28 protein-coding genes and 1 tRNA gene are annotated in these 26,810 nt (G+C 57.6%); 10 read left to right on the top strand and 19 right to left on the bottom strand.

Annotated elements, in window-relative coordinates; all coding sequences use genetic code 11:
* The first annotated feature begins 21 nt into the window (after positions 1-21).
* Complete coding sequence (locus tag MXF20_RS10400; protein WP_325969185.1) at positions 22-477, top strand: nuclear transport factor 2 family protein; 456 nt, start codon at positions 22-24, stop codon at positions 475-477.
* Position 478: 1 nt separating this feature from the next.
* Here the strand turns inward: MXF20_RS10400 and MXF20_RS10405 are convergent, their stop codons facing one another.
* The gene (locus MXF20_RS10405; protein WP_325969186.1) at positions 479-634 is read right to left on the bottom strand and encodes a hypothetical protein; all 156 of its coding nucleotides are present in this window, start codon (positions 632-634) and stop codon (positions 479-481) included.
* A 401-nt stretch (positions 635-1,035) separates the two neighbouring features.
* On the opposite strand from MXF20_RS10405, the gene apbE reads away from it, so the two are divergent.
* From apbE to MXF20_RS10425, 3 genes are all read left to right on the top strand, one after another.
* Positions 1,036-2,067 (top strand): FAD:protein FMN transferase ApbE, encoded by a 1,032-nt coding sequence (gene apbE, locus MXF20_RS10415; protein WP_325969189.1) that lies wholly within the window; start codon positions 1,036-1,038, stop codon positions 2,065-2,067.
* Positions 2,068-2,084: 17 nt separating this feature from the next.
* A complete protein-coding gene (gene alkB / locus MXF20_RS10420; RefSeq protein WP_325969191.1) occupies positions 2,085-2,726 on the top strand; it encodes a DNA oxidative demethylase AlkB in 642 nt (213 codons plus the stop codon).
* A gap of 87 nt (positions 2,727-2,813) precedes the next feature.
* Positions 2,814-4,466 carry a multidrug ABC transporter permease/ATP-binding protein gene (locus MXF20_RS10425; protein ID WP_325969192.1) on the top strand — a complete coding sequence of 551 codons (1,653 nt, stop codon included), beginning with the start codon at positions 2,814-2,816 and terminating at the stop codon, positions 4,464-4,466.
* Positions 4,467-4,619: 153 nt separating this feature from the next.
* Here the strand turns inward: MXF20_RS10425 and MXF20_RS10430 are convergent, their stop codons facing one another.
* Both MXF20_RS10430 and MXF20_RS10435 read right to left on the bottom strand, forming a co-directional pair.
* The gene (locus MXF20_RS10430; RefSeq protein ID WP_325969193.1) at positions 4,620-5,345 is read right to left on the bottom strand and encodes a 4'-phosphopantetheinyl transferase family protein; all 726 of its coding nucleotides are present in this window, start codon (positions 5,343-5,345) and stop codon (positions 4,620-4,622) included.
* A 75-nt stretch (positions 5,346-5,420) separates the two neighbouring features.
* A complete protein-coding gene (locus tag MXF20_RS10435) occupies positions 5,421-5,624 on the bottom strand; it encodes a hypothetical protein (RefSeq protein WP_325969194.1) in 204 nt (67 codons plus the stop codon).
* A gap of 395 nt (positions 5,625-6,019) precedes the next feature.
* On the opposite strand from MXF20_RS10435, the gene MXF20_RS10440 reads away from it, so the two are divergent.
* A complete protein-coding gene (locus MXF20_RS10440; protein WP_325969196.1) occupies positions 6,020-6,523 on the top strand; it encodes a hypothetical protein in 504 nt (167 codons plus the stop codon).
* Here the strand turns inward: MXF20_RS10440 and MXF20_RS10445 are convergent.
* Positions 6,513-6,698, bottom strand: coding sequence for a hypothetical protein (locus tag MXF20_RS10445; protein ID WP_325969459.1), 186 nt, complete (start codon positions 6,696-6,698; stop codon positions 6,513-6,515). The genes MXF20_RS10440 and MXF20_RS10445 overlap by 11 nt on opposite strands.
* On the opposite strand from MXF20_RS10445, the gene MXF20_RS10450 reads away from it, so the two are divergent.
* Positions 6,666-6,938: a hypothetical protein gene (locus MXF20_RS10450; protein WP_031280046.1), complete on the top strand. Its 273-nt coding sequence runs from the start codon at positions 6,666-6,668 to the stop codon at positions 6,936-6,938. The genes MXF20_RS10445 and MXF20_RS10450 overlap by 33 nt on opposite strands.
* 33 nt (positions 6,939-6,971) lie before the next feature.
* On the opposite strand, the gene MXF20_RS10455 is transcribed toward MXF20_RS10450, so the two are convergent.
* The 4 genes from MXF20_RS10455 to MXF20_RS10470 form a co-directional block, all read right to left on the bottom strand.
* Positions 6,972-7,298, bottom strand: coding sequence for a four-helix bundle copper-binding protein (locus MXF20_RS10455; protein WP_325969199.1), 327 nt, complete (start codon positions 7,296-7,298; stop codon positions 6,972-6,974).
* A 161-nt stretch (positions 7,299-7,459) separates the two neighbouring features.
* Positions 7,460-7,536, bottom strand: a tRNA-Pro gene (locus tag MXF20_RS10460).
* A 72-nt stretch (positions 7,537-7,608) separates the two neighbouring features.
* On the bottom strand, positions 7,609-9,360 hold the full coding sequence (gene yejM / locus MXF20_RS10465; protein ID WP_325969200.1) for an LPS biosynthesis-modulating metalloenzyme YejM: 1,752 nt from the start codon (positions 9,358-9,360) through the stop codon (positions 7,609-7,611).
* Positions 9,361-9,383: 23 nt separating this feature from the next.
* A complete protein-coding gene (locus tag MXF20_RS10470) occupies positions 9,384-9,611 on the bottom strand; it encodes a YejL family protein (RefSeq protein ID WP_021509249.1) in 228 nt (75 codons plus the stop codon).
* A 158-nt stretch (positions 9,612-9,769) separates the two neighbouring features.
* On the opposite strand from MXF20_RS10470, the gene yejK reads away from it, so the two are divergent.
* Entirely contained in the window at positions 9,770-10,774 is a 1,005-nt protein-coding gene (yejK, locus tag MXF20_RS10475; RefSeq protein ID WP_325969202.1) for a nucleoid-associated protein YejK, read from the top strand.
* Between the two features lie 64 nt (positions 10,775-10,838).
* Here yejK and rplY read toward each other — a convergent pair whose 3' ends face one another.
* Entirely contained in the window at positions 10,839-11,123 is a 285-nt protein-coding gene (rplY, locus tag MXF20_RS10480; protein ID WP_058775794.1) for a 50S ribosomal protein L25, read from the bottom strand.
* Positions 11,124-11,254: 131 nt separating this feature from the next.
* The gene (locus tag MXF20_RS10485) at positions 11,255-13,009 is read right to left on the bottom strand and encodes a DEAD/DEAH box helicase (protein WP_325969203.1); all 1,755 of its coding nucleotides are present in this window, start codon (positions 13,007-13,009) and stop codon (positions 11,255-11,257) included.
* 225 nt (positions 13,010-13,234) lie between these two features.
* Here MXF20_RS10485 and rsuA point away from each other — a divergent pair, with 225 nt between their 5' ends.
* From rsuA to MXF20_RS10500, 3 genes are all read left to right on the top strand, one after another.
* Positions 13,235-13,957: a 16S rRNA pseudouridine(516) synthase RsuA gene (gene rsuA, locus MXF20_RS10490; protein ID WP_325969204.1), complete on the top strand. Its 723-nt coding sequence runs from the start codon at positions 13,235-13,237 to the stop codon at positions 13,955-13,957.
* Positions 13,958-13,969: 12 nt separating this feature from the next.
* Positions 13,970-15,163, top strand: coding sequence for a Bcr/CflA family multidrug efflux MFS transporter (locus MXF20_RS10495; RefSeq protein WP_058775792.1), 1,194 nt, complete (start codon positions 13,970-13,972; stop codon positions 15,161-15,163).
* Positions 15,164-15,494: 331 nt separating this feature from the next.
* Positions 15,495-15,821, top strand: coding sequence for a hypothetical protein (locus MXF20_RS10500; RefSeq protein ID WP_058775791.1), 327 nt, complete (start codon positions 15,495-15,497; stop codon positions 15,819-15,821).
* On the opposite strand, the gene yejF is transcribed toward MXF20_RS10500, so the two are convergent.
* The 9 genes from yejF to yeiP form a co-directional block, all read right to left on the bottom strand.
* Positions 15,815-17,404: a microcin C ABC transporter ATP-binding protein YejF gene (yejF, locus tag MXF20_RS10505; RefSeq protein ID WP_325969205.1), complete on the bottom strand. Its 1,590-nt coding sequence runs from the start codon at positions 17,402-17,404 to the stop codon at positions 15,815-15,817. The two genes, MXF20_RS10500 and yejF, sit on opposite strands and share 7 nt — an antisense overlap.
* A complete protein-coding gene (locus MXF20_RS10510) occupies positions 17,405-18,427 on the bottom strand; it encodes a microcin C ABC transporter permease (RefSeq protein ID WP_325969206.1) in 1,023 nt (340 codons plus the stop codon). It abuts the gene before it with no gap.
* Positions 18,427-19,518: a microcin C ABC transporter permease YejB gene (locus MXF20_RS10515; protein WP_325969208.1), complete on the bottom strand. Its 1,092-nt coding sequence runs from the start codon at positions 19,516-19,518 to the stop codon at positions 18,427-18,429. The genes MXF20_RS10510 and MXF20_RS10515 overlap by 1 nt, the downstream gene beginning before the upstream one ends.
* 10 nt (positions 19,519-19,528) lie before the next feature.
* Positions 19,529-21,337 carry an extracellular solute-binding protein gene (locus MXF20_RS10520; protein ID WP_325969209.1) on the bottom strand — a complete coding sequence of 603 codons (1,809 nt, stop codon included), beginning with the start codon at positions 21,335-21,337 and terminating at the stop codon, positions 19,529-19,531.
* A 65-nt stretch (positions 21,338-21,402) separates the two neighbouring features.
* Complete coding sequence (locus MXF20_RS10525; protein WP_325969210.1) at positions 21,403-22,968, bottom strand: cyclic di-GMP phosphodiesterase; 1,566 nt, start codon at positions 22,966-22,968, stop codon at positions 21,403-21,405.
* 227 nt (positions 22,969-23,195) lie between these two features.
* Positions 23,196-23,771 carry a bifunctional murein DD-endopeptidase/murein LD-carboxypeptidase gene (gene mepS / locus MXF20_RS10530; protein ID WP_031280047.1) on the bottom strand — a complete coding sequence of 192 codons (576 nt, stop codon included), beginning with the start codon at positions 23,769-23,771 and terminating at the stop codon, positions 23,196-23,198.
* A 514-nt stretch (positions 23,772-24,285) separates the two neighbouring features.
* Entirely contained in the window at positions 24,286-24,993 is a 708-nt protein-coding gene (locus MXF20_RS10535) for a phosphatase PAP2 family protein (protein ID WP_325969212.1), read from the bottom strand.
* Positions 24,994-25,038: 45 nt separating this feature from the next.
* Positions 25,039-26,013, bottom strand: coding sequence for a GTP-binding protein (locus MXF20_RS10540; protein WP_325969213.1), 975 nt, complete (start codon positions 26,011-26,013; stop codon positions 25,039-25,041).
* Positions 26,014-26,113: 100 nt separating this feature from the next.
* Entirely contained in the window at positions 26,114-26,686 is a 573-nt protein-coding gene (gene yeiP / locus MXF20_RS10545; protein ID WP_031280049.1) for an elongation factor P-like protein YeiP, read from the bottom strand.
* Positions 26,687-26,810 lie beyond the last annotated feature (124 nt).

Consider the following 26,810-nt stretch of genomic DNA (forward strand, 5'->3'; position numbering starts at 1 on the left):
TACATCATCAGGAGATAAAAAATGCTCATCCCCCCGTTTGATCATCAAAGTGCCTTAGAAAAAGTGCGTATGGCAGAAGATGCCTGGAACAGCTGCGATGCGCAGCGCGTGTCGCAGGTTTACAGTGAAGATACCCGCTGGCGCAATCGCAGCGAATTTGTTAACGGCCGTGCGGAGGTCGTGACCTTTCTGCAGCGCAAATGGGTTCGCGAGCTGGATTATCGTTTGATCAAAGAGTTGTGGGCGTGGCACCAGGATAAGCTGGCGGTGCGTTTTGCCTATGAGTGGCATGATGACAGCGGCAACTGGTTCCGCAGCTACGGCAACGAAAACTGGCACTTTGGTGCCGATGGCCTGATGATTCAGCGCTTCGCCTGTATCAACGACTTGCCGATTAGCGCTGAAGCGCGGCTGTTTCACTGGCCCGCCGGCAGACGCCCGGACGATCATCCGGGCCTGAGCGAGCTGGGTCTGTAATTTACTGCGCGTTACGCCAGCGTCTGGCCTTAGCCGCCTGCTGCGGAGGTGTTGTCGCAGGCGGCAGGCTGCCCTCCAGCGCCACGCCCGCCAGCGTGAAGGCGGAAAAGCTTAGCCAGCGCTGCCATTTGTCATTTTGTCCCGTTGCCTTGCTCATAGTGCACCTCGCTGATGTTCAACCTGACATCAACACTGCACAATTCATGCCATGCCACCGCTCTCAGCGCCACGCGCCTGTTAGCCGCTTTGTTACACTGCGCCAGCGCTGAAGCGGTGCAGGCTGCGCGACGCTGGTGCAATAGCTTAACGCCGGCGCGACGGATAGTGCTGAATCAGGCGATGGCGGTAGTGCTGCCAGCAACGAAAGCTACCGTAAAAAAACAAACCGGCGGTGATGGCAATAATCATATAAATCATCTGTCGCTCCTGTAAGGATTCTCGTGCAGGAACGCAGTATGCTGTGCCAGCCTGTGTTGAACTTCAAGCAGCTTTAGACGGTTTTACAAGCGAGTTATGCTTTGTAATAGGCTGTAGTAATGAGTTACAGACGAGGATTTGATGAATTTTCAGAACATTCTGCTGACCGGCATGGTAGCACTGCTGCTCGGCGGGTGCGAGCAAAAACCGGCGCAGCAGGCGCTGGTGCTGGAAGGCAAAACCATGGGTACCGTGTGGCGGGTGAGCCTGGCGGGCGTTGATGCCCAGCGCAAAGCGGCGCTGCAGCAGGCAATTCAGCAGCAGCTCGACCGCGACGATGGCGAGCTCTCCACCTGGAAAAACGACTCGGTGCTGTCGCGCTTTAATCAGTACCAGGGCGCAGATCCCCAGCCGATCAGTGCCGATATGGCCGATATCGTTACCCGCGCGCTGCGCATCGGTCAGCTGACCGGCGGCGCGATGGACATTACCGTCGGCCCGCTGGTGAATCTGTGGGGCTTTGGCCCGACGCAGCAGCCGGCGCACACACCATCGGATGCCGCTATTGCCGCTGCTAAAGCGCAGACCGGCCTGCAGCACCTGCGGGTGATTGAAACCGTGAACGGCCAGTGGCTGCAGAAAGATCTGCCCGGCCTGTATGTGGATCTCTCCACCATGGGCGAAGGTTACGCCACCGATCACCTGGCGCGGCTGATGGAGCAGCAGGGCATCACCAACTATCTGGTGTCGGTGGGCGGCGCGGTGCTGAGTCGCGGCCTTAACGCCAGCCAGCAGCCGTGGCGGGTCGCGATCCAGAAACCGACCGATCGCGAAAACGCCGTCGAGGCACGTGTCGATCTGCAGGGGCACGGCATCAGCACCTCCGGCAGCTATCGCAACTATTATGAACTGGATGGCAAACGCATCTCGCACGTGATCGACCCGGCCAGCGGCCGACCGATTGATCACCGGCTGGTCTCCGCCACGGTGATTGCCACCACCGCGCTGGAAGCTGACGGCTGGGACACCGGGCTGATGGTGCTCGGCACCGAGCGTGCCAAAGCGCTGGCGCTGAAACAGCATCTGGCGGTGTATCTGATTACGAAGCAGGGCGACAGCTTCAGCCACTGGATGTCGCCACAGTTCAAATCGTTTCTTATCGATCAGCCCTGAGCTGGCAGGAGGTAACTGTGCTGGATCTATTTAGTGAGGACGCGCCATGGCAGGAACCGCTGGCCGAGGGCGCGGTGATCCTGCCTCGTCGCGCGCGCGATCAGGCCGATGCGCTATTGGCGGCGATTCATGACGTAGCGGCGCTCAACCCGTTTGCCCACCGCATCACGCCGGGCGGCCATCGCATGTCGGTCGCCATGACCAACTGCGGTGATTTTGGCTGGTCCACCGATTCGCGCGGTTATCAGTACACGGAACAGGACGTCAGCAGCGGTCGCAAATGGCCGCCGATGCCTGCGCTGTTTCGCACGCTGGCGCAGCAGACCGCGCAGGAAGCCGGTTTTGCCGGGTTCAATCCGGACGCCTGCCTGATTAACCGCTACGAGCCGGGTGCCAAACTGACGCTGCATCAGGATAAAGATGAGAAGGACTTACGCCAGCCGATTGTCTCGGTGTCGCTGGGCCTGCCGGCGGTATTCCAGTTTGGCGGCTTCGAGCGCGGCGATGCGACGCAGCGCGTGCTGCTGGAACACGGTGATATCGTGGTGTGGGGCGGTCCGTCGCGCCTGCGCTATCACGGCATTTTGCCGCTTAAAGCGGGCATTCATCCGCAGGCTGGCGCGTTCCGGTACAACCTGACATTCCGCCGCGCCCAGTAACCGTAAAACGGATGAGAATTATTCTTGCCTTCACCTGAGGCGTCATTAAACTGCAGGTTGCCTGGTTGACCTCTGGATAATTATTGCATGGCATTGCTTCAGGTTGTTTTTCGCCAGTACCGCTGGCCGTTTATTGGCGTGATTGTGCTTACGCTGCTCAGTGCCGCATTGGGTATCGGCCTGATCGCCTACATCAACAATGAGCTGATCGTAGCGGTTAATACCTCGCTCACCGTGCTGCCGGGCTTTCTCGCCCAGCTGTTTCTGCTGATGGCGGTGACGCTGGCGTCGCAGCTGGCGCTCACTCAGCTCGGTCATCACTTTGTCTGGCGGCTGCGTGGTGAGTTTATCAAGCGTATTCTGGATACCCGGGTCGAGCGCATCGAGCAGATTGGTAATGCCCAGCTGCTGGCCGGCCTGACCAGCGACGTGCGCGCCATCACCATCGCGTTTGTGCGTCTGCCGGAGCTGATTCAGGGCATCATTATTACGCTGGGTTCTGCCCTCTATCTGGCGTGGCTGTCGCCAAAAATGCTGCTGATCACCTCGCTGTGGCTGGTGATAACGCTGGTTGGTGGCTGGCTGCTGGTGTCGCGCGTTTATCAGCACATGGCGAAGCTGCGCGAAATTGAGGACGATCTCTACCGCGATTTCCAGACCATCATTGAAGGGCGCAAAGAGCTACAGCTTAACCGCGAGCGCGCCCGGCTGATTTACGACACCGTATATCAGGAAAATGCCACGGATTATCGTCGTCACATTGTACGCGCCGATACCTTCCATCTCAGCGCGGTGAACTGGTCGAACATTATGATGCTCGGCGCGATTGGTATTGTGTTCTTCATGGCCAACGGTCTCGGCTGGGCCAATACCGCTGTCGCCGCGACCTATTCGCTGACGCTGCTGTTCCTGCGCACGCCGCTGCTGGCCGCAGTTGGCGCGCTGCCGACGCTGCTCAGCGCACAGGTGGCATTGCGGAAAATCAATACCTTCGATCTGGCCCCCTACAGCGCCGGTTTCAACGCGCTGCCGACAGTGAGCGACTGGCAGACGCTGGAGCTGCGCGACGTCTGTTTCCACTACGGCGAGCACGGTTTTGCCGTCGGGCCGATCAACCTGACGCTGCGCCGCGGCGAACTGGTGTTTCTGATTGGCGGTAACGGCAGCGGTAAATCCACGCTGGCGATGCTGCTGACCGGCTTGTATCAGCCGCATTCAGGCCGCCTGCTGCTGGACGGGAAAGAGGTGGACTGGCATAACCTTGATGCTTATCGCCAGCACTTCTCGGCGGTGTTCACTGACGTGCACCTGTTTGACCGTTTGATTCGGCGCGGCGGTGAACCGGCTAATCCGGCGCTGGTGCAGCAGTGGCTGGAGCGGCTGAAAATGCAGGACAAGCTGAAGCTGGAAGGCAACCGGGTGCTCAACCTGCAGCTGTCGAAAGGGCAGAGCAAGCGCCTTGCTCTGCTGCTGGCGGCGGCAGAGGAGCGCGATATCCTGTTGCTCGATGAGTGGGCGGCCGATCAGGACCCGCACTTCCGCCGCATTTTCTACCGCGAGCTGCTGCCGTGGCTACAGGCGTCCGGCAAAACCGTGTTCGCCATCAGCCATGACGATCACTACTTTATCCATGCCGATCGGCTGCTGGAAATGCGCGATGGGCAGTTAAGCGAGCTGACCGGCCGCGAGCGCGACATGGCTACGCTGGATGCCGTCAAACGCACCGATACCGGCCATTAACGGCTGGCGGCAAAGCTTAGCAAAAAGCCTTATTGGGCAAGACGTTGTCAGCGAAGTAAAGTGCTTGGCAGCAGAGATCCTCGTCTCTGCCTCGCTGGAACACTTCTGTCGTCTTGTGTTGTCACCGGCCCGGGCTCATTCCGCGCCGGTTTTTTATTGTGTACCGGCCGGGTGCGTAAGCAGCGTGACCACGCGCGTTGGCTGCAGCCAGAAGCGTGCGTCCAGCACGGTGCTGCGATTAAAAGCCGCACTGAAATCCTGCCGCAGCTGCAGCCTGGCACGCTGCTGCGGCAGATCGAGCGCGATCAACGCAGCCTGATGAAACGCCATCGGCTGATGCAGCTGCGGCCATAGCGCCTTGTACAGACTCTCTTTTAACGAAAACAGCAGCGTTGCCGCCTGCGCAAAGGGCAGCGGCTGGCCCTCAAGCAGCGCACGCTCCTGCGCGTTCATCAACAGTTCCGCCGTTTCCTGCGCGGTTTCCTCTGCCATCACCTGCTCGACATCAATGCCGACGCACAGATTGGCGCGCGTCGCGGCTACCACCACGCAATCATGGCTGTGCGATAGCGAAGCACGGATGCCTGCCGGCCAGCACGGTGAGCGGTCCGGTGCGTTGTGCAGCACGAAATCACTGATGCCCAGCTGCGCCAGATGCTGCCGCACCAGCCAGCGGCTGGCGAGATATTCAATTTTGCGTTTACTGGCCGCCTGCTGCAGCGCGAACGGCAGCGGCAGTTGCCACTGTGGATATAAACCGGCGTGCCACTGTTGCCGATCAAAGCGGCACCACGCCAGCGACGGTGAAGCGGAAGTGTGGCCTGCGGCGGTGATAAAACCGCCAGCAGGCAGCAGCAGGGGCGTTTCGGCTGAGAACATAACGAGTAACGGCTGAGGGAAAAGCGTGTTTTACCAGTCAGCCGCGGGCAGAGCAAGCCGAAAGGCCGCTGCAGATTAGCGATTTGGCGGGATAGCGAAGTTCTTCATTTGCACCACAAAGTGGTGATGACCTTTGGTGATGCGCGCGCCGCGATCGCACCAGTGGCTGGCCAGGCGGAAGAAATCATCGCTGCCAATATCATACGCCAGCTCGACTTTGCTGATGCCTGAGTGCAGGAGTTCTTCCGCATCCTGCAGGTTTTTTGCTTTGATGACCATAACGAGATTCCATCAAATAAACGGGAGCTTTAGGGTAGGGGAAATCTGTGACATTTTTGTTTCACTTTAATGAATTGCTGTCACAAAACAGTAAAAACGTGATCCCGGTCGGCTTTGCTGACTTCAGTTAAGTACCTGATTCGCTGCGTGAATGAAGTGTGATACGAGATTATGCTGCCGGATTTTGCACCCTGAACAGTAAGGTCAGGGTCTGTCGCAGTGGTGACGAATAGCCGCGTCTGGCGCGGTAATGACGCCGTCATTTTCCATCTCTATCCTTCCGTTGATGGCTGTATTTTGAAGCCCGTCACACACCCATCGCCGCTTCGTTTAACTGAGGTGAAGCGTGGGCGTAACATGCTGGTGGCTGACGAAAGAGGCTAAGGAGCGAAACGATGCAAAAACTGGCTGGCATAATGTTACTGGGTTGCATGAGCGTGGGCGCTGCACAGGCAGCAGATCTCAGCTTCCAGAATGCGCAGGGCAATATTGAAGTGGTGCCCGGCAAACCTACCTTTGTACATAAACTGCACTACCGCAAGCTCTACGACGAAAAGCCGTTCCCGGATGCGGTGATTTATTACTACAGCAACGGGGTGTATAAAATCCTGTCGCAGGGTGAAAACCACTATGGTCTCTATGTGATGCAGGGCAGCGTTGAGGACCAGAGTTATACCATCCGCTATATTTCAACGCCGTCAAAAGACTGGGGCAATAAAACCGCCTTCCACCAGCTCACCTTTGTGAATGGCGCGCAGGCAAAGGTGTTTATTCAAAACGCGATTACCGATACCGGTGAGCAGATTGCCCAGCAAAACGGCGAGTTTTTGCTGCAGGATCACGATCCCGCGCACGCGGCGGCAGACAGCTGGGACGATGATTTAAAAATCAAACGCTGACGGTTTCGCCCTTCATCTGTGCCGCGATCGTCGCGCGTCTGGTGGCGGCACCCGATAGGTTATCCACAGCAAAGATTTTTCCTATCCCAGCGAGAATTGTTTCCGGCTGGCAACGCAGCGGAAACTCGATAATTATCAGGGCATGACTAAATATCGTGTAAGAGTGGGTTTTCACAACCCCTCAGCCCTGACCTTCAGGCAGTTGGATGAAATACTGGAACCGCAACGCTTCTGGCGCAGTGACACGCGCAGCGGTACGTTTCGCTACTTCATGGAGTATGAATATGAGTCGGACGTGCGCGATATCTGCGAAGTGTGCGAGCTGGCTTATTCGCAGGCGTGCAAGGTAAAGAAATGCCCGCTGATTCTGGTACAGCCCTGCGAGGCAGAGGTTTCACTCAGCGTTAACGATTGAGACTCGCCGCAGCGAATCTCAATCCTGCTGGCATCATGCCGCCATTTTACGGCACTCTTCTGCACAGCGCTGACAGGCCTGAGCGCATTGCTGGCAGTGCTGGTGTTGATGCTGCTGGCACGCCTGCGCGCACTGCTGGCAGATGTCGGCGCAGAACTGACAGAGATGCTGCACCGATTCACTGTTTAGTGCCATAAACTGCGCCGTGAGGCGACAGGTATTGGCGCACTGCATATCCAGCCTGATGCACTCGCGCATCATCTCCACATTTTCCTCATCCAGACAGGATGTTGCGCAGTGGTCGCACGCGGCTGCGCACAGATAACAGGCCTCCACGCAGCGTTTATATTCATCAAGCATGTTTCCTCCTTGCATCGGTGATTAACCGTTTAAGCCTGGAAAGAATTGGGCATTATGCAATGAAGGAAAGCGTTAGGATTTATTACCGCGCTGTGCTTAACACCGCGATTTTACAGCAGAAAATAAAAAAGCAGCCATAAAGGCTGCTTTCTTTGGGATTTTGGTCGGCACGAGAGGATTTGAACCTCCGACCCCTGACACCCCATGACAGTGCGCTACCAGGCTGCGCTACGTGCCGAACGTGGAGGGTTATACTACTGGTTCCGTTGGCGATTGCAATATGCCGGCAGGTTAACTGCCTCATAATTAATCAGTTTGCCGTGAACCGTTTCTCTTCCGTCAGCACCTGCAACAGCAGCGCCAGCTGAGGTTTATGATCTTTCAGCTCCTTGCCTTGCGCATCGTAAGCCCGGTAGTTGCCATTGTTGCTGAGCACCAGCGTCACCGTTGGCGTGGTCACCACCAGTTTGCCATCTTCACTGCTGGCAACCCAGTTATGGCTGCGCTGTGCGGCAAACAGATCTTCACCCTGTGAATAGTTCACCGGATTGGTGCGCACGTGCAGCAGGCGCTGCATCAGCGTGGTCATCACATCCTGTTGATCGGTCAGGCGATCGATGGTCTGCGCCGGCGTGTTCGGCCAGTGAACAACCAGCGGCACCTGCAGCGTCGCGCGGTTGCCTGGATTATCGCTGCCGTCAAAGGTGATCGCGCGCTGCGCGGTGATTACCACCACGGTGTTCTTCAGCACATCTTTCTGCTGCAGGGTGTGCAGCACCGCCGCGATTTGCTCGTCCACGCCCGGCGCCTGGCGCAGGTAGCTGCGCTGACGCGCTTTGGTGCTGTCGCCGGTCACCGTCATGCCGTTAAGGGCAATCCATGAGAACCACGGGGCGCCATCGCTTTTCTGGCCGTTGAGCCAGTTTTGCCACTGCGTCACCGTGGTGCTGTCAGGCTGACTGTCGGCTTGCGGCAGGCTGTAATCAGCCAGCAGCGCCTGACGGTACAGCGGCTGGCTAAAGCCATCGGAAGAGAACAGGCCGAACTGATAGCCCTGGCTGGTCAGCGCGCTGAGCAGGGCAGAAGGCATGCGCGCCGCCAGCACGCCATCCATATAGCTGGAGGAGATACCATAGAACAGGCCGAACAGCCCTTTCTCCGGCTGCAATCCAGCACTGTAATGCTGGGTAAAGCGCACGTTCTCACTGGCGAACTGACTGAGCGACGGCAGCGCTTTATCCACCGTGGCATTGTTCAGGCCGTCCAGCGTCAGAATCAGCAGGTTGTGGCGCGTCCCACCATCGCGGAACGTAATGTCGCTAAGCGGATACTGCACCGACAGCGCTTCCGGATCGCCCTGTTGCACCAGGCGGCGCTGATACTCCTGCGCATCCAGCAGGCCGTGGCGCTCGAGAAAGCGTCGTGCGGTCATCGGATAGGAGAGCGGCAGGTTGGCGCGCTGCATGGTAATCGGCCGGTAGAAGTTGGCATCCGCCCAGATATACAGCAGATGGCTGGCAAAGAAGGCGCTGATAAACAGCGCGGCCAGCGGCTTGCCAAACGAGCGCCGGTTCAGGCTGCGCAGCTTCTGCCAGCTCCAGGTGGCAAACAGCATCTCAACGAGGAAAATCAGCGGTACGCTGATAAACATCAGCTGCCAGTCGCGCGCCATCTCGCTTTGATCGGGGTTGACCACCAGTTCCCACACCACCGGATTGAGGTGCAGATGGAAACGGTTGAACACCGCGCTGTCGACCATAATCAGCGTCAGCCCGGCCGTGGCGACCACAGCGGAGAGCACGCGCAGCAGCCGCTGCGACATGGCGACAAAGGTCAGCGGGAAGATAATCAGCAGATAGGCAGCAAACACGATAAAGCTGAAATGACCAATCCAGCTGGTAAACGCATAAATGCGGCCGGCGAGGGAAGAGGGCCAGTCGGCGACCAACAGGTAGCGGCTGCCTAACACAAGCGCAAACAGAATATTAAACAGGGCAAACCAGTGCCCCCAGCTGATCATCTGGGAGACTTTTTCACGGTAGCGCTGCCGGTTGGTTACCATATTTATGAGGTCAGATCTGCAATTTAGTGGGCATTGTCATCGCGCACGGAAGACTGCAGCGCTTCCGCAAACGAGCGGGCAAGGCTGCGGCGCTGGGCCGGTGCGATGTCGGTGTTGATCAAATTGGTCACCATGTTCCCCAACACCATCAGGGAAAGATCGGTTGGCGCTTTGTCTTTTTCAAGAACCTGCGCCAGCTGCGCGAGAAGCTGTTCAACGCGCGCGTCGCTGTAACGGGATGATTGTGGCATATCGTCGACTAATCAAGTATGAAAACGCGGTATATTACCGTAACAACGCAGTTTTTTCCGCAATTTTATCGCAAGCAGAACGATCAGTTTGTGCGCGCAGTTGAAAGCGGCGGCGGGCGGTGTTTGAATACGCGCCTGAGCTAAAAGGAGAGTCTACCATGAGTCTGGATATCGACCAGATTGCCCTGCATCAGTTAGTCAAACGTGATGAAAACCAGCTGGAACTGGTGCTGCGCGACACCCTGCTGCCTGCCACGCAGGCGGTGGAAGATATGGCAGAAGAGTTACACCGCGTTTACAGCGCCAAAAACAAGGCTTACGGCCTGTTTAATGAAGACAGCGAGCTGGCGGAAGCGCTGCGCAACTGCCGCAAAGGGCAGGATGACTTCCTGGCGTTCAGCCGTGCGGCCACCGGGCGTCTGCGCGACGAGCTGAGCAAGTACCCGTTCGCCGAAGGCGGCGTGGTGCTGTTTCTGCACTATCGCTATCTGGCGGTGGAGTATCTGCTGGTGGCGGTGCTGAACAGCCAGTCGAGCATGCGCGTTAACGAGCAGCTCGACATCAGCAGCACGCACTATCTGGACATCAACCACGCCGATATCGTGGCGCGTATCGATCTCACCGAATGGGAAACCAGCCCGGAATCCACGCGCTATCTGACCTTCCTGCGCGGACGCGTCGGCCGCAAGGTGGCGGATTTCTTCATGGATTTCCTCGGCGCCAGCGTCGGACTGGACACCAAAGCGCAGAATCGCGGACTGCTGCAGGCAGTGGATGATTACTGCGCTGAGTCGAGCCTGGATAAAAATGAGCGCCAGAACTATCGCCAACAGGTTTACAGCTACTGCAATGAACAGCTGCAGGCGGGCGAGGAGATTGCGCTGGAAGATCTCTCCAGTGAGCTGCCGCCGCTGGGTGAAAAAACCTTTCAGGCGTTTACCCAGGAACAGGGTTATGAGCTGGAGGAGCATTTCCCGGCCGACCGCAGCACGCTGCGTCAGCTGACGAAATTTGCCGGCAGCGGCGGTGGCTTAACGCTTAACTTTGACGCCATGCTGCTGGGCGAGCGCATTTTCTGGGATCCGGCCACGGATACGCTGACCATCAAAGGCACGCCGCCCAACCTGCGCGATCAGCTGCAGCGTCGTACCGGCGGTCAGTGAACGCCCGATTAGCGCCATAAAAAAACGCCGCAGATGCGGCGTTTTTTCGTCAACCCGTTAGCGATTAAGCGCGAACGAAGTCGATGTGGTGCAGTTTTGGCTTGAACGGGTGACGCTGAACAGCCTGAACTTTAACTTTGGTTTCTTTACCGTCAACAACCAGAGTCAGCACGTCGCTGTAGAACTCAGGCTTAGCCTGCATGTTCATCACAGAGTCGTGATCCAGTTCGATAGAAACCGCAGCGTCTTTACCGCCATAAATGATGGCCGGGAATTTGTTCGCTGCGCGCAGGCGGCGGCTCGCACCCTTACCCTGCTCTTTACGTACTTCTGCATTAATAGTGAACATCTTAATATCTCTTCAATAGTTCCTGCTACAGGCGACCCAGCAACAGGACGGTTATTCAACACGCTTTTACGGATGCAAAAGCGGGCGGCATTATAGCCGGATTGCCACAGCGGGGCAAATGATTCCGCCGCTTAGCGCAGCTCATTGGCGCGGCGATAACGGCCCTGATAATCAAACATTTTTTCCCGCACCTGCCAGAAGTGGCCTTTGGCGCGCGCCACCACAAAGTCGGGATGGCGCAGCAGCGGCTGCAGCGCCACCACATCGGCGGCGGTCTGCCAGCCAAGCTCCACGCCGGGCGCTCGCTGATGCGGTCGCATAAACAGCTGCTCAAAAGCGGTGCGCTGCGCCGGGGTGCGCAGGCGAAAACGCTCGCTGACGTCGGTGCCATCCTCATCGTAATAGGTGGCTTTCAGCCATTCGCCTTTATCATCACGTCCGTGCGCCAGCGTCATGCCGCTGCAGCGCAGCACGCGTGCATCCTTCAGCTTCAGCGCCGCTTTCAGCATATCATCCGGGTCGACCAGCACCTTGTCGCACTGCTGACAGCGGCGCGCGGCGATGTCGTTTTCTGCACCGCAGTCCGGGCAGCTTTTAAAGCGGAAGCGATAGTCGCACTGCGCGCGGTTGCCCTCGTCATCGTCGAGCACGCCCTGACAGCGGCGGCCAAAGTGCTCAATGACGTGGCCATCGTCGGTCGCCTTGCCCCAGAAGGTGTTAGCAAAACCGCAGGCCGGACAAAACACCTGTACCGGCTGGTTATCGCTGGCACCTTTCGGTGCACCGACTTCGGGCGTAAAGAGATCGTGCGGATTGCCGGCGTAATCAAGGATCAGACAGTCGGTTTTGCCCGGTGCCAGCCGTAAGCCGCGACCGACAATTTGCTGATACAGGCTGACCGATTCGGTCGGGCGCAGAATGGCGATCAAATCGACGTGCGGCGCGTCAAAGCCGGTGGTCAGCACCGCCACGTTAACCAGAAACTTAAGCTGCTGCGCTTTGAACTGCTGAATCAGCCGGTCACGCTCTTTGACCGGGGTTTCCGCCGACACCAGCGCGCTGTTTTCCGGCAGCAGGCTGAGAATTTCCCGCGCGTGTTCAACGGTTGCGGCAAACACCATCACGCCGCGGCGCGTCTCAGCGAACTCGATGATCTGTCGCATGATCTGTGGCGTGACGCGCTGCTGCTGTTTCAGTTCACGGTTGAGATCGGCCTCGCTGAACAGGCCATTATTCTGCGGGATCAGCCGGCTGAAATCGTACTGCACTACCGGCATGTCCAGCCGCTCTGGCGGCACCAGAAAGCCATGTTTGATCATGTAGCGCAGCGGTAATTCGTAGATGCAGTCACGGAATAGCGCGTTATCATCGCCGCGCACCATACCGTGATAGTGGTACTGGTAGATCCAGCCTTTGCCCAGGCGGAATGGCGTGGCAGTCAGTCCCAGCAGACGCAGCTGCGGATTGTGCTGACGCAGATGGGCGAACAGCTGCTGATACTGGCTCTGCTCGTTGTCGCTGATGCGATGGCACTCATCGACGATCACCAGCGAAAAGGCGCTGTCAAAGCTGGCCAGATTGCGCGCCACCGATTGCACGCTGCCGAAGACTACTTTACCGTCGCTCTGCTTGCGCTGCAGGCCCGCAGCGAAGATGTCCGCCTGCAGGCCATAGGCCTGATATTTACTGTGGTTCTGCTCCACCAGCTCTTTGACGTGAGCCAGCACCAGCACGCGGCCGCGCGCCAGCCGCGCCAGCTCGGCGATCACCAGGCTTTTACCGGCGCCGGTTGGCAGCACGATTACCGCTGGCGTAGCGTGGCGGCGAAAGTGGGCAACGGTGGCATCAACGGCTTCTTGCTGATAGGGGCGCAGGGTAAACGACATCGGCACAGGCTTTTTTCTGGAACGGACGCGCATTATGCCATGAAAGTGGCTGAAACGCAGGATCGGCACTATTAGCAGGCGAAGGTTCAGGCTATACTGCCCACACTTTTTCAACGGTTAACCCTGCTCTCAATTATGCCGTGGCCGCCGCGCCGCGATGTGAATGATTTACCGGGCAAACGCCGTTTCAGTTCCCCTCCGCAGTAACAGGCAAAAAGCGAATTCATGCGACTCGACAAATTCATATCTCAGCAACTGGAAGTTAGCCGTGCCATCGCCGGCCGTGAAATCCGTGGCAGAAAAATCACCATCAATGGCGAAGTGGTGCGCGACACCGCGTATAAAGTGCTGCCGGACGATGCCGTGGAGTACGACGGCAATCCGCTGACGGTGCAGCAGGGCCCGCGCTATTTCATGCTGAATAAGCCGCAGGGCTATGTCTGCTCCACCGACGACCCGGATCATCCCACCATTCTCTATTTCATCGAGGAGCCGGCTGCGTTCAAACTGCACGCGGCAGGGCGGCTGGATATTGATACCACCGGGCTGGTGCTGCTGACTGATGATGGTCAGTGGTCGCATCGCATTACCTCTCCGCGTCATCACCTCGAGAAAACCTACCTGGTGGAACTGGAGCAGCCGCTTGACACGGGGCTGATCGAAAAATTTGCCGCCGGCATTCAGCTGCACAACGAGAAAGATCTGACTAAACCGGCGCAGCTGGAAATCCTCGATGAGAAAGCCGCACGCCTGACCCTCAGCGAAGGGCGCTATCACCAGGTGAAACGCATGTTTGCGGCGATGGGCAACCACGTCAGGGCGCTGCATCGCGAAAGCATCGGCGAGATTGTGCTGGATGACGATCTCGGCGAAGGCGAATACCGTGAACTGACCGAGGCGGAAATCAACAGCATCGGCCTGCCGGACGAACTGAAACAGCGCAAATAGCGGGAGACAGCGGTGCGTAAGGAAAAAAATTCACCGGTGGGATTAGTGGTGATTCTGGGATTGCTGGCGATGCTGATGCCGCTCTCCATTGACATGTATCTGCCGGCGATGCCGCAAATCGCCCGTGAGTTCGCGGTGTCGGCCGGCAGCGTGCAGATGACGCTGAATCTCTACATACTCGGCTTCGCCATTGGTCAGCTGGTGTATGGCCCGCTGGCGGACAGCTATGGACGTAAACCGGTGATCGTGCTCGGCACGCTGATTTTTGCCTGCGCGGCGGCAGCCTGTGCGCTGTCGCAATCTATCGACCAGCTGATTCTGATGCGTTTCCTGCACGGGCTGTCCGCCGCTGCCGCCAGCGTGGTGATTAACGCCCTGATGCGCGACAGTTATTCGAAAGAGGATTTCTCGCGCATGATGTCGTTTGTCATGCTGATCACCACCATTGCGCCGCTGCTGGCACCGATCATCGGCGGCTGGCTGCTGCTGCTGTGGAACTGGCACGCCATCTTCTGGACGCTGGCGCTGGCGGCGCTGATCACCACCGTGCTGGTGGTGACGCAGATCCGCGAAACGCTTAAGCCCGAGCAGCGGCAGCGTTTTCACCTGCGCACCACGCTGAGCAATTTTGTTGCACTGGTCCGTCACAAACGCGCCTTCAGCTACATGCTGGCAAGCGGTTTCTCGTTCGCCGGGCTGTTTACGTTTCTGAACGCCGGGCCGTTTGTTTACATTGAGGTCAACCATGTGTCGCCGCAGAATTTCGGCTATTACTTTGGCCTCAACGTGGTGTTCCTGTTTGTCATGACGCTGATTAACAGCCGCGCGGTGCGCCGTTTTGGGCCGCTGGCGATGTTCCGTCTCGGCCTGCTGATCCAGTTCGCCATGGGCATCTGGCTGCTGATTGTCAGCGCGCTCAACCTCGGTTTCTTGCCGCTGGTGTTTGGCGTGGCGATGTTCATTGGCTGCGTATCCACCGTTTCATCCAATGCGATGGCGGTGATCCTCGACGAATTTCCGCACATGGCTGGCACCGCGTCGTCGCTGGCCGGCACGTTACGCTTTGGCGTCGGTGCGCTGGTTGGCGCGCTACTGTCGCTGGTCAGCATCAACAGTGCCTGGCCGATGGTCGCTACCATCGCGCTGTGCGCCACCGTCTCCATTGTGCTGTTCAGCTACGCCGCCCGTCCGCGTCACGCAGCATAACTCTGGCGGGTACCCGCAGTTGCCCGCTGTTCATTCCTCTCCCTGATTTCTCTCTCCGCGCTATCGTCCCGCCTAATGTTTCCATATTGTGAAAATTAATTGATAAAAAAGTAACGACATTGCGTCTAAAATGATTGTTAAGCGCCGCGTAACACGGTAAACATAGGCATAAATGCGAGGGCGCTCGCAAATAATAATGTTGCTACACACTTTGTGCCTGAAACGAGAAGGCCATCCTTGACGTCGATATGCTGAGCTTGCCGGGTGGGGATTCACTGCGATGAAGCCGTCCGTTGTGAATAACGTTACTGTCTCTGGGAACCGAAACACTATGCTGCAACTCTCGGTTGTGCATCGTTTACCACAACTTTACCGCTGGTCGCTGGAACATGCTGGCGCCATTGAACGCCAGGAAGCCGCGAGCGGCGTACCTGATGAGGATCTGGTCGCGCTGCGCCTGCTAAGCCATGACGGCCATCCGGCGCTGGAGATCCTGCAGCAGCTTAAGGAAACGCTGGCGCAGATCCAGGTCGAGTGCAAAATTGCCGAATGTGAAGGGCAGCCGTGTTTGCTGATTCAGCGTGGCGACGAGAGCGCCACTAACTGCTGCCTGAAAAATCAGGGCGTGGCGATTGCTGAAACCTTTGACGGTCACTGAGATAAGGTTTCGCCCTGCGCGGAGGCCAGCAGCTGACGCGTATACGCCGTGGCCGGTGCGTTAAACAGCGCTGCGCATTCACCCTGTTCCACCACTTCTCCCTGGCGCAGTACCACCAGCTGATGACACAGCGCGCGCACCACTTGTAAATCGTGACTGATAAACAGATACGCCAGCTGATGCTGCTGCTGTAAACGGCGCAGCAGAGTGAGAATCTGTTTTTGCACCGATCGGTCCAGCGACGAAGTCGGTTCATCCAGCACCATCAGCTGCGGCTCAAGGATCAGCGCGCGGGCAATGGCAATACGCTGACGCTGCCCGCCAGAAAACTCCGCCGGATAGCGGCTGCGGCTCGCGGCATCCAGCCCGACTTCCTCCATCACCGCAATCACTTTGGCTTCCTGTTCGGCGGCGCTCAGCTGCGGCCGGTGCACCGCCAGCCCTTCGGCGATCACCTGCTGCACCGTCATGCGTGGATTGAGTGACGAGTTGGGATCCTGAAACACCACCTGAATGCGCTGGCGCAGCGGCAGTAGCTGCTTCGCGCTCAGCTGATGCAGCGGCTGGCCGTCGAACCAGATCTCGCCGCGCGCAGCAATCAGGCGCAGCAGCGCCAGGCCGGTGGTGCTTTTGCCTGACCCGGATTCGCCGACTAACCCGAGGCTTTCGCCGCGCCGCAGGGTAAAACTGAGATTGTGTAGCGCGGTTTTTTCCGCCACGGTGCGCTTCAGCAGTCCACGGCGAATCGGGAAACCCACCTGCAAATTATTCACCTGCAACAGCGGCGGCGCGTCGTTCAGCGGCACCGGTGCGCCGTCCGGCTCGGCGGCCAGCAGCTCACGGGTATAAGGCTGCTGTGGCTGGCGAAACAGTGCGTCACAGCGGTTGTGTTCCACCTCGCGCCCGTTGCGCATCACCGTCACGCTGTGGGCCAGCTGACGCACAATGTTCAGGTTGTGGGTAATGAACAGCATGCCCATGTTCAGTTCGCGCTGCAGTTCGCGCAGCAGCTGTAAAATCTGTGCCTGCACCGTGACGTCCAGCGCCGTAGTAGGCTCATCGGCAATCAGCAGTTTGGGCTGGGTCAGCAAGGCCATGGCGATCATCACGCGCTGGCGCTCGCCGCCGGACAGCTGGTGCGGAAAATCCTGCAGGCGCGTCGCGGCCTGGCGAATGCCTACGCGATCGAGGCAGCTGAGAATCTCAGCGCGCGCCGCTTCACGCCGCATGCCACGGTGCAGCGACAGCACTTCATACAGCTGCTTCTCCACGCTGTGCAGCGGATTGAGTGACACCATCGGCTCCTGAAAAATCATCGCCATCTGGTTGCCGCGCAGCCCGCGCATTTCACGCTCGCTGGCCTGCAGCACATCACGCCCGTCAAACAGGATCTCGCCCTGCGGATAGCTCACCGGCGGCTGCGGCAGCAGGCGCATAATCGACAGCGCCGTCACGCTCTTGCCAGAGCCGGATTCGCCGACCAGCGCCAGCGTTTCGCCGGCGTCGATGCGCAGCGAGATATCTTCCACCACGCGGCGCTGCTGAAACGCCACCGCCAGATGATTTACCGTTAACAAACTCATTTAGCGCCCCCGGCTCGGATCAAAGGCATCGCGCACTGCTTCACCAATAAAAATCAGCAGCGACAGCAGCAGGGCGAGGGCGAAGAAGCCGGACAGCCCAAGCCACGGTGCCTGTAGGTTGTTTTTGCCCTGCAGCAACAGTTCGCCCAGCGACGGCGAACCCACCGGCAGGCCGAAGCCAAGGAAATCCAGTGAGGTCAGCGTGGTGATTGAACCGCACAGGATAAACGGCAGAAAGGTGAGCGTGGCGACCATGGCGTTAGGCAACATGTGGCGCAGCATGATGCGGCTGTCGCTGACGCCGAGCGCGCGTGCGGCGCGGATATAGTCAAAGTTACGCGTGCGCAGGAATTCGGCGCGCACCACGCTGACCAGGCTCATCCAGCCAAAGATCACCGTCAGCAGTAACAGCCACCAGAAGTTGGGCTGAATCACGCTGGAGAGCAGAATCAGCATGAACAGCGTCGGCATGCCGGACCATACCTCGATCAATCGCTGGCCGATGAGGTCAACGCGGCCGCCAAAGTAGCCCTGCAGGGCACCCACCACAATGCCAATCACGCTGGAGAACAGCGTCAGCAGCAAACCGAACAGCAGCGAGATGCGCGTGCCGTACAGCAGACGCGCCAGTACATCGCCGCCGTTAGCATCGGTACCCAGCCAGTTTTGCGCCGACGGCGGGGAAGGGAAGGGCACCTCGGTGGCAAAGTTAATGGTGCTGTCGCTGAAGCGGATCGGCGCCCACAACGCCCAGCCCTGCTGGTCAATGCGCTGCTTCAGCCACGGATCCTGATAATCCGCCGGGGTGGCAAACTGGCCGCCATAATCGCTCTCGCTGTAGTTAAACAGCAGCGGCGCATACCAGCGCTGCTGGTAGTGCACCAGCAGCGGTTTGTCATTGGCTAACAGTTCCGCGCCCAGCGACAGCACAAAAATGATCAGAAACAGCCACAGCGACCAGTAACCGCGACGGTTGTGGCGAAAGCGCTGCCAGCGCTGCTGGTTAACGGGAGATAAACGCATCAGCGGCCCTCAAAATCAATGCGTGGATCGACCAGCGTATAGGTCAAATCGCTGAGAATGTTCATCAGCAGGCCAATCAGCGTAAAGATATACAGCGTGCCGAACATCACCGGATAGTCGCGCTGAATGGTGGCATCATAGCCGAGCAGCCCCATGCCGTTGAGTGAGAACATCACCTCAATCAGCACCGAGCTGGTGAAAAACATGCTGATAAAGGTGGCGGGAAAGCCGGCGATCACCAGCAGCATGGCGTTACGAAACACGTGGCCATAGAGGATGCGCTTTTCATCCAGCCCTTTGGCGCGCGCGGTGACCACGTACTGTTTGCGTACCTCATCAAGGAACGAATTTTTCGTTAGCATGGTCAGGGTGGCGAAGCCGCCAATCACCGTGGCCAGCACCGGCAGCGTGATATGCCACAGGTAATCGCTGATTTTGCCGTACCACGGCAGCGTATCAAACTGCGGCGAAGTGAGACCGCGCAGCGGGAACCAGTCGAAATAGCTGCCGCCGGCAAACAGCACAATCAGCATGATGGCAAACAAAAACGCCGGAATTGAGTAGCCGATGATAATAAAGATGCTGCTCCAGATATCAAACGCGCTGCCGTTGCGCACCGCTTTTTTGATGCCCAGCGGAATCGACACCAGATAGATGATCAGCGTGCTCCACAACCCGAGGCTGATCGATACTGGCAGGCTCTCTTTGATCAGCTGCAGCACCGAGGCGTTACGGAACAGGCTGTCGCCAAAGTCAAAACGCAGGTAATTCCACAGCATTTCGCCATAGCGCTGCAGCAGTGGCTTATCGAAGCCGTAGCGATGGGTTATTTCTGCTACCACTTCCGGATCCAGCCCGCGCGCGCCGCGATACTGGCTGTCGCCGGGATTGTCGCGCACCAGCGCACCGCGCGCACCGCTGTCACTGCCGCCGCCGCCAGGCAGGCCGGTGCTGTGACCAAACTGGATATTGGCCAGCGCCTGATCGACCGGGCCGCCCGGTGCAATCTGCACAATAAAAAAATTCAGGGTGATGATGGCCCACAGCGTGGGAATAATCAGCAACAGCCTGCGCAGGAAATAAGCACCCAAACCGCTCTCCTCAGCGTCGATCGGCCGGCAAACGACCGGCTTTGTTCACATCGTACCACCAGTTTTCCAGCCCGGTGGCAAACGCCGGTTTAATCTGCGGATGAGAAAACTTGTCCCACCAGGCCAGGCGTTGTTCGGCGTTATACCACATCGGAATCATGTAGGCATTCCACAGCAGCAGGCGATCCAGCGCCTGGCCGAGCGGCAATAGCGCTTTCTCATCACCCTGATGGGCGACGATTTGCTGCACGAAATGGTCGACCAGCGGATCCTTTACCCGCGCGGTGTTCCACGAAGAGCTGATGTAATCCGACTGCCAGACATATTGCAGGCTGGTGGAGGGCCACGGCATCGCCTGATAAAGCGAAGGAATCATGTCGTAATCGCCTTCGCGCAGCCGGCGCAGATATTGCGAACTGTCCACCTGACGCAGCGTCATCGTAATGCCAAGCCGTGCCAGGCTGTGCTGGAACGGCAGCGCCCAGTCGTTCTGAGATCCGCTGCGCAGCAACAGTTCAAACTGAAACGGCTGACCGGTTTTCACGTTCACCAGCTGCTGATTTTTGATCTGCCAGCCGGCCTGCTTCAGTAGCCCCATCGCCCGCAGCAAATTGTTGCGGTCAAAGCCGCTACCGTCAGAGTGCGGCGGCGCGTAAGCGTTGTTAAACACCTCGGCAGGCAGCTGCGCCTTGTAGGGTGCGAGCAGGACCAGCTGATCGGCGTCCGGATAGCCTCTGGCGGCGTAAGCGGTGTTCTGGAAATAGCTGTCGGTGCGCTTGTAAGCGCCGTAGAACAGCGCTTTATTCATCCACTCAAAATCAAACGCCAGCGTCAGCGCCTCGCGCACCCGGCGATCGGCAAACAAGGCTTTCTCGTTATTGAACGCCAGCCAGCGCGTGTCGGTTGAGACGTCATTCGGCGTGGTGGCTTTCACAATGGCGTGGCTGGTGAAGTTGCGCCCGCGATATTGTGTGGCCCATTTCTTCGCCGAACTCTCCTCACGCAGATCATAGGCGCCGGCCTTAAAGGCTTCAAATGCCACGTTGTCGTCGAGGTAATAGTCGTAGCGCAGGGTGTCAAAATTAAAGCGACCGCGGTTCACCGGCAGATCGGCCGCCCAGTAGTTCTTCACCCGGCTATATTGAATGAACTGACCGGATTTGTATGAGGTGACGCGGTAAGGCCCGCTGGCGAGCGGCGGATAGCCAATCGGCTCATTGAATTTTTTGTTCTGCCAGAATTTTTCCGGCAGCACCGGCAACGTCATCCAGCTCAGCACCAGATCTTTATCCGGCTTCGGCATGTCAATGCGCACCGTTAGCCGGTTCAGCGCTTTCACCTGTACGCCGCGAAACGCCACGCGAAACTGTGGCACGCCTTCGGTCATGAATTTGCCGAAGGTGAAGGCGACATCCTGTGCGGTGATCGGCGTACCGTCCTGAAACTGCGCGTGCGGATTAATCGACACTTCCATCCAGTGGTAATCACTGGGATAGCGTGCTGATTCGGCGATCAGCGGATAGTAGCTGCCGGGCTCATCGTCGGAGGTGGTAAACAGGCCGTCATACAGCGTCTCAGTACCGGCACCGGGATTGCCGCGCGACGCATAGCGGTTGAAGTTGTCGTAAGTGCCGACCACGGCGAGGGTGATCTTGCCGCCTTTCGGTGCCGCCGGATTGGCGTAATCATAATGGCTGAAGTTGACCGCGTATTTCGGTTCGCCCAGCTTAGCAAAGGCGTAGCTTTCGTGGATGGTGTCTGCGTGCACTGGCGCGATAGCGCTGCACATCAATAATGCTGTGGCAAGACGAAGCAGCATAAGCGGGGCGCTCTCCTGTGGTATTCCGCACTCTGGGGTAGCAGTTGCATGGGCTAAGCGTGACGTTAACCCAAACCGGCCTGGCTTTGATAGTAGCTGATCAGCTTTTCCGGTCGTAGCGGACGACTGAACAGATAGCCCTGCAGATGCGTGACGCCACGATTAATCAGCCAGGCGGCCTGGTCGCCGGTCTCCACCCCTTCCGCCACGGTTTTCAGGTTGAGTTTCTTCGCCAGCAGCAGCACGGTATCCAGCACGGGCGAGGTGACGGTTTCGGTGCCGATGCTCTGCACAAAGCCGCGATCGATTTTCAGATAGTCGAACGGGTACTTTTCCAGATAGATCAGCGCGCTATGGCCGGTGCCGAAGTCATCGATGGCAATCTTAAAATTGTGGTCATGCAGCCAGGCGAAGATCTCGCCGGCGTTCTTCTCTCGCACCATGGTGCGCTCGGTAATTTCAAACACATAGCTGAAATGATCGGCAGGCATGGTAGCCAGCCACGCCTGCACGTCGCGGCGGAAACTGGCCGATGCCAGATGCTGCGGCGACATATTCAGGCTGAGACGCGTGCCGCGCGGCAGTTGCTGACAGAGAAAACGTGCGTCGCGCGCCACCAGCGTGAACAGATGCTGAGTCAGCGGAATAATCAGGTTTTGCGCTTCGGCATGGCTGATAAACACATCGGGCGGAATCATGCCTTCAACCGGGTGAGTCCAGCGCAGCAGCGCTTCAACGCCATAGGGTTTGCCGTCGTGCGCGGTTACCAGCGGCTGATATTCCACGTGGAACTGACCGCGCCGGATGCCGAGCTGGATTTCTCGTCCCGGACGCCGGTGCAGCGTCAGTAACAGCCAGCTCACGGCGGCAACCAGCAGCGCCAGCAGCAGGCCGGTCAGCAGTGCCAGCGTGTAGTCACGTGAGGCCAGCGTGCTGCCGTACAGCACAAAGCGCATGCTGCGGTCATTGAGCGACAGTTCGGTGAGAGCAGGCGGCAAATCGCGGCTGCGCACCACCTGCGCGCTGCCACTCAGCAGCGCGCTGTCGCCGACCACCAGCGCCATGCGCGTGATTTCAGGATGCCACGAGGCCAGCAGCTGGTAGGGCGTCAGGCTGAGGTTCATGGTGGCGAGGATACCGGTTTCGGTCGCGCCAGGATTTTTCAGCCACAGCGCCAGCGCCGGTTTGACTGGCTGCAGCGGCGTACCGGGCAGCAGACGCACGTCGCGATCGCGCTCAAGTTCAGAATCGGGTGAAATGGCGCTGGCGGCCAGCAGGAATGATCCGGTGGCCGACGAGCAGTAAGCGTTGCCGTCGCGTACCAGCAGAATGGCGCGAATATTACCGGCAAAGGCGGCGCGGGAGGTCAGATCGCGGCTGACGCTGTTACAGTTGAGTTGCGTATATTGCTGCAGTGGATAAAGCGTATCCACCAGGCTGGCCATCACCTGTTGCAGCTCGTCGCGGCTGTGTATCAGCAGCTGCTGGTGTTGCTGGACGCGCTTTTGCCAGGTCAGCGTGAGCAGGACGGTGACAAACAAGACAAAAAACGCGATCCCGATTAGCACGCTACTCCAGACGATACGTCGTGAGTAGCTGGCATGACGATTTAACGTCCCCGACAGTGGCATGGCGTTGCTTCCCCTGATCTTGCCATTTTTATTATAAAATCGCATACAACTGTGCTGGTAGAAGGCAACGAGAATATAACGAGGCCGCGCGAAAAGTCTCGTTATATTTTTGATTCGCAATTACTTTTTCAGCCATGGATTTGGCTCAGGCAACCGCAGACGAAAAAAAACGCTGCCGGGGCAGCGTTCATGAATTCTCTGGCTGAGAACATCACAGAAGGAACGGGTCAGCTGGGGTTTTTGGCCAGTACCCGACGCGCTTCGCGGTAGCGATTTTTCCAGTAACTGTCGTTGAGGCTGGAAATCATCACGCCACTGCTGGTTGACGCGTGAACAAAATTGTCATTGCCAAGGTAAATGCCGACGTGGCGACCGGTAGAACCGGCGCGGAACAGCACTAAATCACCTGGACGCAGTTTACTGCGTGAAATCTCTTTACCACTGTCCTGCTGTTCTGATGTAGAACGCGGCAGCTCTAAACCAAACTGTTCGCGAAAGGTGCGCTGAACAAAAGCAGAACAGTCAATGCCGCGTTTGGTGTCGCCGCCTAAGCGATAACGCACACCTTTCCAGTCACTGTACTGCTCCATGATGCGGGACTTAACGTCCACGTTCTGCACCATTTGTTCAAATTCGTCCTGAGACGCCTGAAGTAAAAAACCATTCTGGTTGTTAACTTCATGATTCTCGTTATTCGCGTTCTGACCGTTATGGGTACTGCTACATGCCGATAAGAGGGTTGCTAATGCTACTGCGGGAATAATCCGCCTGAGGTATCTCAGAATTGGTTGAGACTTGACCATTGTACGTGTTTTCCTTCGATGTCCTTACGACAGAATGTCGCCAGCCAGATGACAAAACGGGTTGAGATTAATAAGTGCGACCCTCTAAGACAATTCCTTAATTACTAAAATGTGTTAATGCACACATTTTTGTTGTTCAGGATACCGAATTTTATGCTGCACACTTGTAATCGGAGTTGAGGTTAACCGATTACAGACCGCGTGGCGAGTGCTTTTATATAAATTCTTATAGGTTTTTTTGATGTGAAATCAATCTGTAACACAACGGTTACTTTATCAACAACTGGCAGCGATTTAAGCGTCAATTAACGGCAGGAACAGCGGCTAATTCTGGCGCTAAGGGAGATTTTAAGAGGGTTCTGGCTGGACAGGCCAGGAATAACGCCATTGTCAGCACAATTGACGCATAGGTTTTTCTTTTATCAGAAAACGCTTAGCGGGCTAATAATTTATTTAAGGATTAAATAAGCGCGGGCGATCTGACAAACCGCGAATAATCGCCCGCGTTAAACAATTACGCCTGGGGTTTATATTTTCCCGGCAGCGAACGATACAGCCAGTTCACCAGTTTGTCGCTGGCCGGGGTTAATAACCACCAGCTCAGTCCCACCAGCACCACCGACAGCGAACCGACCGCGATATCGGTAAACCAGTGCGCACCCGCCATCACGCGCGGCAGGGAAAAGACCACCACAATCAGCAGGCCCATCAGGAAGGCGCGGAAGCCGAAATAGCGCCACATAAAGCAGGCGAAGATAATCAGCATCATGCCGTGATCGCCGGGGAAGCTGTCTCTGGACGCATCTTTTGCCGGAATTCCGGTCAGTTCGCTAACGCGATGCACGTTATCAAAGAACAGCGTCGGGCTGGAATGCTTAACCGGCAGCAGGTGGCCCAGCTGGTTAAGGATTACTGCCGTCAGCAGCATGGTAATACCAATCGCCAGCATACGGCGCCGGCCCTGCGGCGTTTCGCGGCGCCAGAACCACAGATACAGCAGGCCCATCGCCAGCAGCGACACCGCATCGAAACCGCGGAAATTGGTGATCGCCACCAGCAGCGCAAAGCCGTGATGATCGACCATCTGGTCGTTAAAGCCAAAAAAGATGCTTTTGTCGACAGCAAACCAGAACCCGTGCTCTGGCGGCAGATACCACGACATAAATAGCATCACACCCAGCGCGTTCAGCAGCAGGATGGTGATCAAACGAGTAGTGCGCATAAAAGTAACTCAAAAGGAAAAAAATAACGGGCAAACCTACCGCAGCTAATTTAAACGAATCTTCAACAGGGCAGTCTGCAATGCGTTCCAGTCGGCGGCCTGATGGTGGATTAATTCAATCCGACTGTCCGGCGGCGTGACCGGGCGCGTTTCAATAAACAGGTCTTCGCCCTGACGGTTAATGCTGACCAGACCGTCAGCGGTACGCAGCACACCTTTAACGCGATCGACCGGCGCAAGCCGCGCCCACTCTAAGGCCGGAATGGTATCGAAAACCGTCTGCCCATCGAAAATCCAGCCACAGGAAGCATAGCCCTGACCTTCATTTAACGCACGGCGCCAGCGCGCTTCGCCTTCCAGTTTCAGCGCCGCCAGCCCCTGCGGGCGTGACGGATGATGATGGTGCGCCGCATCGGGTACCGCACGATCCGCCAATGCCGGCTGGCTCAGCAACGCGGGATCAATGTTGCCCCAGCTGGCTTCGATCAGCTGACGGTCGCCTAAATGCTGCTGCTGCCAGCTCGCCAGCCGCTGACGATCCTCCGCGCTCCACGTGTCGCTTTTGTTGGCGATGATGATGTCGGCGGCGATCAGCTGGTCGCGAAAGTTTTCATTCTCCGTGACGCGCGCATCGGCTAACTGACGCGGGTCGAGCAGCGTCAGCGTGGCGTCCAGGCTGATCCACGGCTGATAGACCGCCGCGCGCAGCATATTCAGTAACTGTTTGGGATGGCCCAGGCCGGTAGGTTCGATGATCAGGCGGTCCGGCCTGGTCTGCTTCAGCAGCATATTCAGCCCGACCTGCAGCGGCAGGCCGTTGACACAGCACATGCAGCCGCCGGGGATCTCTTTCAGCGTGGCGCCGCGATCGGCGAGCAGCGCGCCGTCGATGCCAATCTCGCCAAATTCGTTGACCAGAATGGCCCAGTTCTCACTGGCCGGTTTGTGCGCCAGCAGATGTAACAGGGTGGTGGTTTTACCGCTACCGAGAAAGCCGGTAATCAGGTTCACGCGCGTCATGATTTACTCCGTTAAAAATCGCCGCGCCGGACAACCGCATCCGGCGCGCAGGCGGTTGTTATACTATAACAATCAACCGCCGCCGGAGAAAATCGTGCGCTTAATCGGCGCGTCCCATATAACGACGCTCGGCAATGTGGATACGGATGCGATCGCCGTTGCTCAGGTATTCCGGCACCTGAATCGACAGGCCGGTGCTCATGCCCGCCGGTTTGGTGCGCGCGCTGGCCGATGCCCCTTTGATGCCGGGTGAGGTATCAACGATCTCCATGTCTACCGTCTGCGGCAGTTCCAGCGCCAGCACCTGACCATCCATGGTGAGCACCTGGATACCGGGAATGCCGCCTTCCGGAATAAACAGCAGCTCTTCTTCAATCTGATCTTTTTTGAAGCTGTACGGCGTGTAATCTTCGTCATCCATAAACACGTATTCGTCGCCGTCGATATACGAGAAGGTCACCGCGCGGCGGCTGAGCTGGATGGCATCAATAATGTCATCACCCTTGAAGCGCTCTTCAACTTTCAGGCCGGTGCGCACATCGGTGAAACGCATCTTATACAGCGTGGCGGCACCGCGCGCGCTCGGACTCTGGACATCGATATCCTTCACCAGCAACAGTTTACCGTTCCAGGTAACGGCCATACCTTTTTTGATTTCGTTTGCCTTTGGCATAATGCTTGACTCGCTATAACCAGATTGATGCGCGCCAACTTACTCGCGCGCTGAAAAACAGGCAAGTAAGGCCGGTGAAAATTGTTGGCGGCGCATAGAATTCCGCCGTGCACACTGCTATTGT

Origin of the sequence: Pantoea dispersa (genome assembly GCF_035783935.1) — a bacterium.
Classification (GTDB): domain Bacteria; phylum Pseudomonadota; class Gammaproteobacteria; order Enterobacterales; family Enterobacteriaceae; genus Pantoea; species Pantoea dispersa_C.

Excerpts from the sequence above, each read along its gene's own strand:
- MXF20_RS10400 (WP_325969185.1), top strand. The coding sequence starts at position 22 with ATGCTCATCCCCCCGTTTGATCATCAAAGTGCCTTAGAAAAAGTGCGT.
- MXF20_RS10405 (WP_325969186.1), bottom strand. The coding sequence starts at position 634 with ATGAGCAAGGCAACGGGACAAAATGACAAATGGCAGCGCTGGCTAAGC.
- apbE (WP_325969189.1), top strand. The coding sequence starts at position 1,036 with ATGAATTTTCAGAACATTCTGCTGACCGGCATGGTAGCACTGCTGCTC.
- MXF20_RS10425 (WP_325969192.1), top strand. The coding sequence starts at position 2,814 with ATGGCATTGCTTCAGGTTGTTTTTCGCCAGTACCGCTGGCCGTTTATT.
- MXF20_RS10430 (WP_325969193.1), bottom strand. The coding sequence starts at position 5,345 with ATGTTCTCAGCCGAAACGCCCCTGCTGCTGCCTGCTGGCGGTTTTATC.
- MXF20_RS10435 (WP_325969194.1), bottom strand. The coding sequence starts at position 5,624 with ATGGTCATCAAAGCAAAAAACCTGCAGGATGCGGAAGAACTCCTGCAC.
- MXF20_RS10440 (WP_325969196.1), top strand. The coding sequence starts at position 6,020 with ATGCAAAAACTGGCTGGCATAATGTTACTGGGTTGCATGAGCGTGGGC.
- MXF20_RS10450 (WP_031280046.1), top strand. The coding sequence starts at position 6,666 with ATGACTAAATATCGTGTAAGAGTGGGTTTTCACAACCCCTCAGCCCTG.
- MXF20_RS10455 (WP_325969199.1), bottom strand. The coding sequence starts at position 7,298 with ATGCTTGATGAATATAAACGCTGCGTGGAGGCCTGTTATCTGTGCGCA.
- yejM (WP_325969200.1), bottom strand. The coding sequence starts at position 9,360 with ATGGTAACCAACCGGCAGCGCTACCGTGAAAAAGTCTCCCAGATGATC.
- MXF20_RS10470 (WP_021509249.1), bottom strand. The coding sequence starts at position 9,611 with ATGCCACAATCATCCCGTTACAGCGACGCGCGCGTTGAACAGCTTCTC.
- yejK (WP_325969202.1), top strand. The coding sequence starts at position 9,770 with ATGAGTCTGGATATCGACCAGATTGCCCTGCATCAGTTAGTCAAACGT.
- rplY (WP_058775794.1), bottom strand. The coding sequence starts at position 11,123 with ATGTTCACTATTAATGCAGAAGTACGTAAAGAGCAGGGTAAGGGTGCG.
- MXF20_RS10485 (WP_325969203.1), bottom strand. The coding sequence starts at position 13,009 with ATGTCGTTTACCCTGCGCCCCTATCAGCAAGAAGCCGTTGATGCCACC.
- rsuA (WP_325969204.1), top strand. The coding sequence starts at position 13,235 with ATGCGACTCGACAAATTCATATCTCAGCAACTGGAAGTTAGCCGTGCC.
- MXF20_RS10500 (WP_058775791.1), top strand. The coding sequence starts at position 15,495 with ATGCTGCAACTCTCGGTTGTGCATCGTTTACCACAACTTTACCGCTGG.
- yejF (WP_325969205.1), bottom strand. The coding sequence starts at position 17,404 with ATGAGTTTGTTAACGGTAAATCATCTGGCGGTGGCGTTTCAGCAGCGC.
- MXF20_RS10510 (WP_325969206.1), bottom strand. The coding sequence starts at position 18,427 with ATGCGTTTATCTCCCGTTAACCAGCAGCGCTGGCAGCGCTTTCGCCAC.
- MXF20_RS10520 (WP_325969209.1), bottom strand. The coding sequence starts at position 21,337 with ATGCTGCTTCGTCTTGCCACAGCATTATTGATGTGCAGCGCTATCGCG.
- MXF20_RS10525 (WP_325969210.1), bottom strand. The coding sequence starts at position 22,968 with ATGCCACTGTCGGGGACGTTAAATCGTCATGCCAGCTACTCACGACGT.
- mepS (WP_031280047.1), bottom strand. The coding sequence starts at position 23,771 with ATGGTCAAGTCTCAACCAATTCTGAGATACCTCAGGCGGATTATTCCC.
- MXF20_RS10535 (WP_325969212.1), bottom strand. The coding sequence starts at position 24,993 with ATGCGCACTACTCGTTTGATCACCATCCTGCTGCTGAACGCGCTGGGT.
- MXF20_RS10540 (WP_325969213.1), bottom strand. The coding sequence starts at position 26,013 with ATGACGCGCGTGAACCTGATTACCGGCTTTCTCGGTAGCGGTAAAACC.
- yeiP (WP_031280049.1), bottom strand. The coding sequence starts at position 26,686 with ATGCCAAAGGCAAACGAAATCAAAAAAGGTATGGCCGTTACCTGGAAC.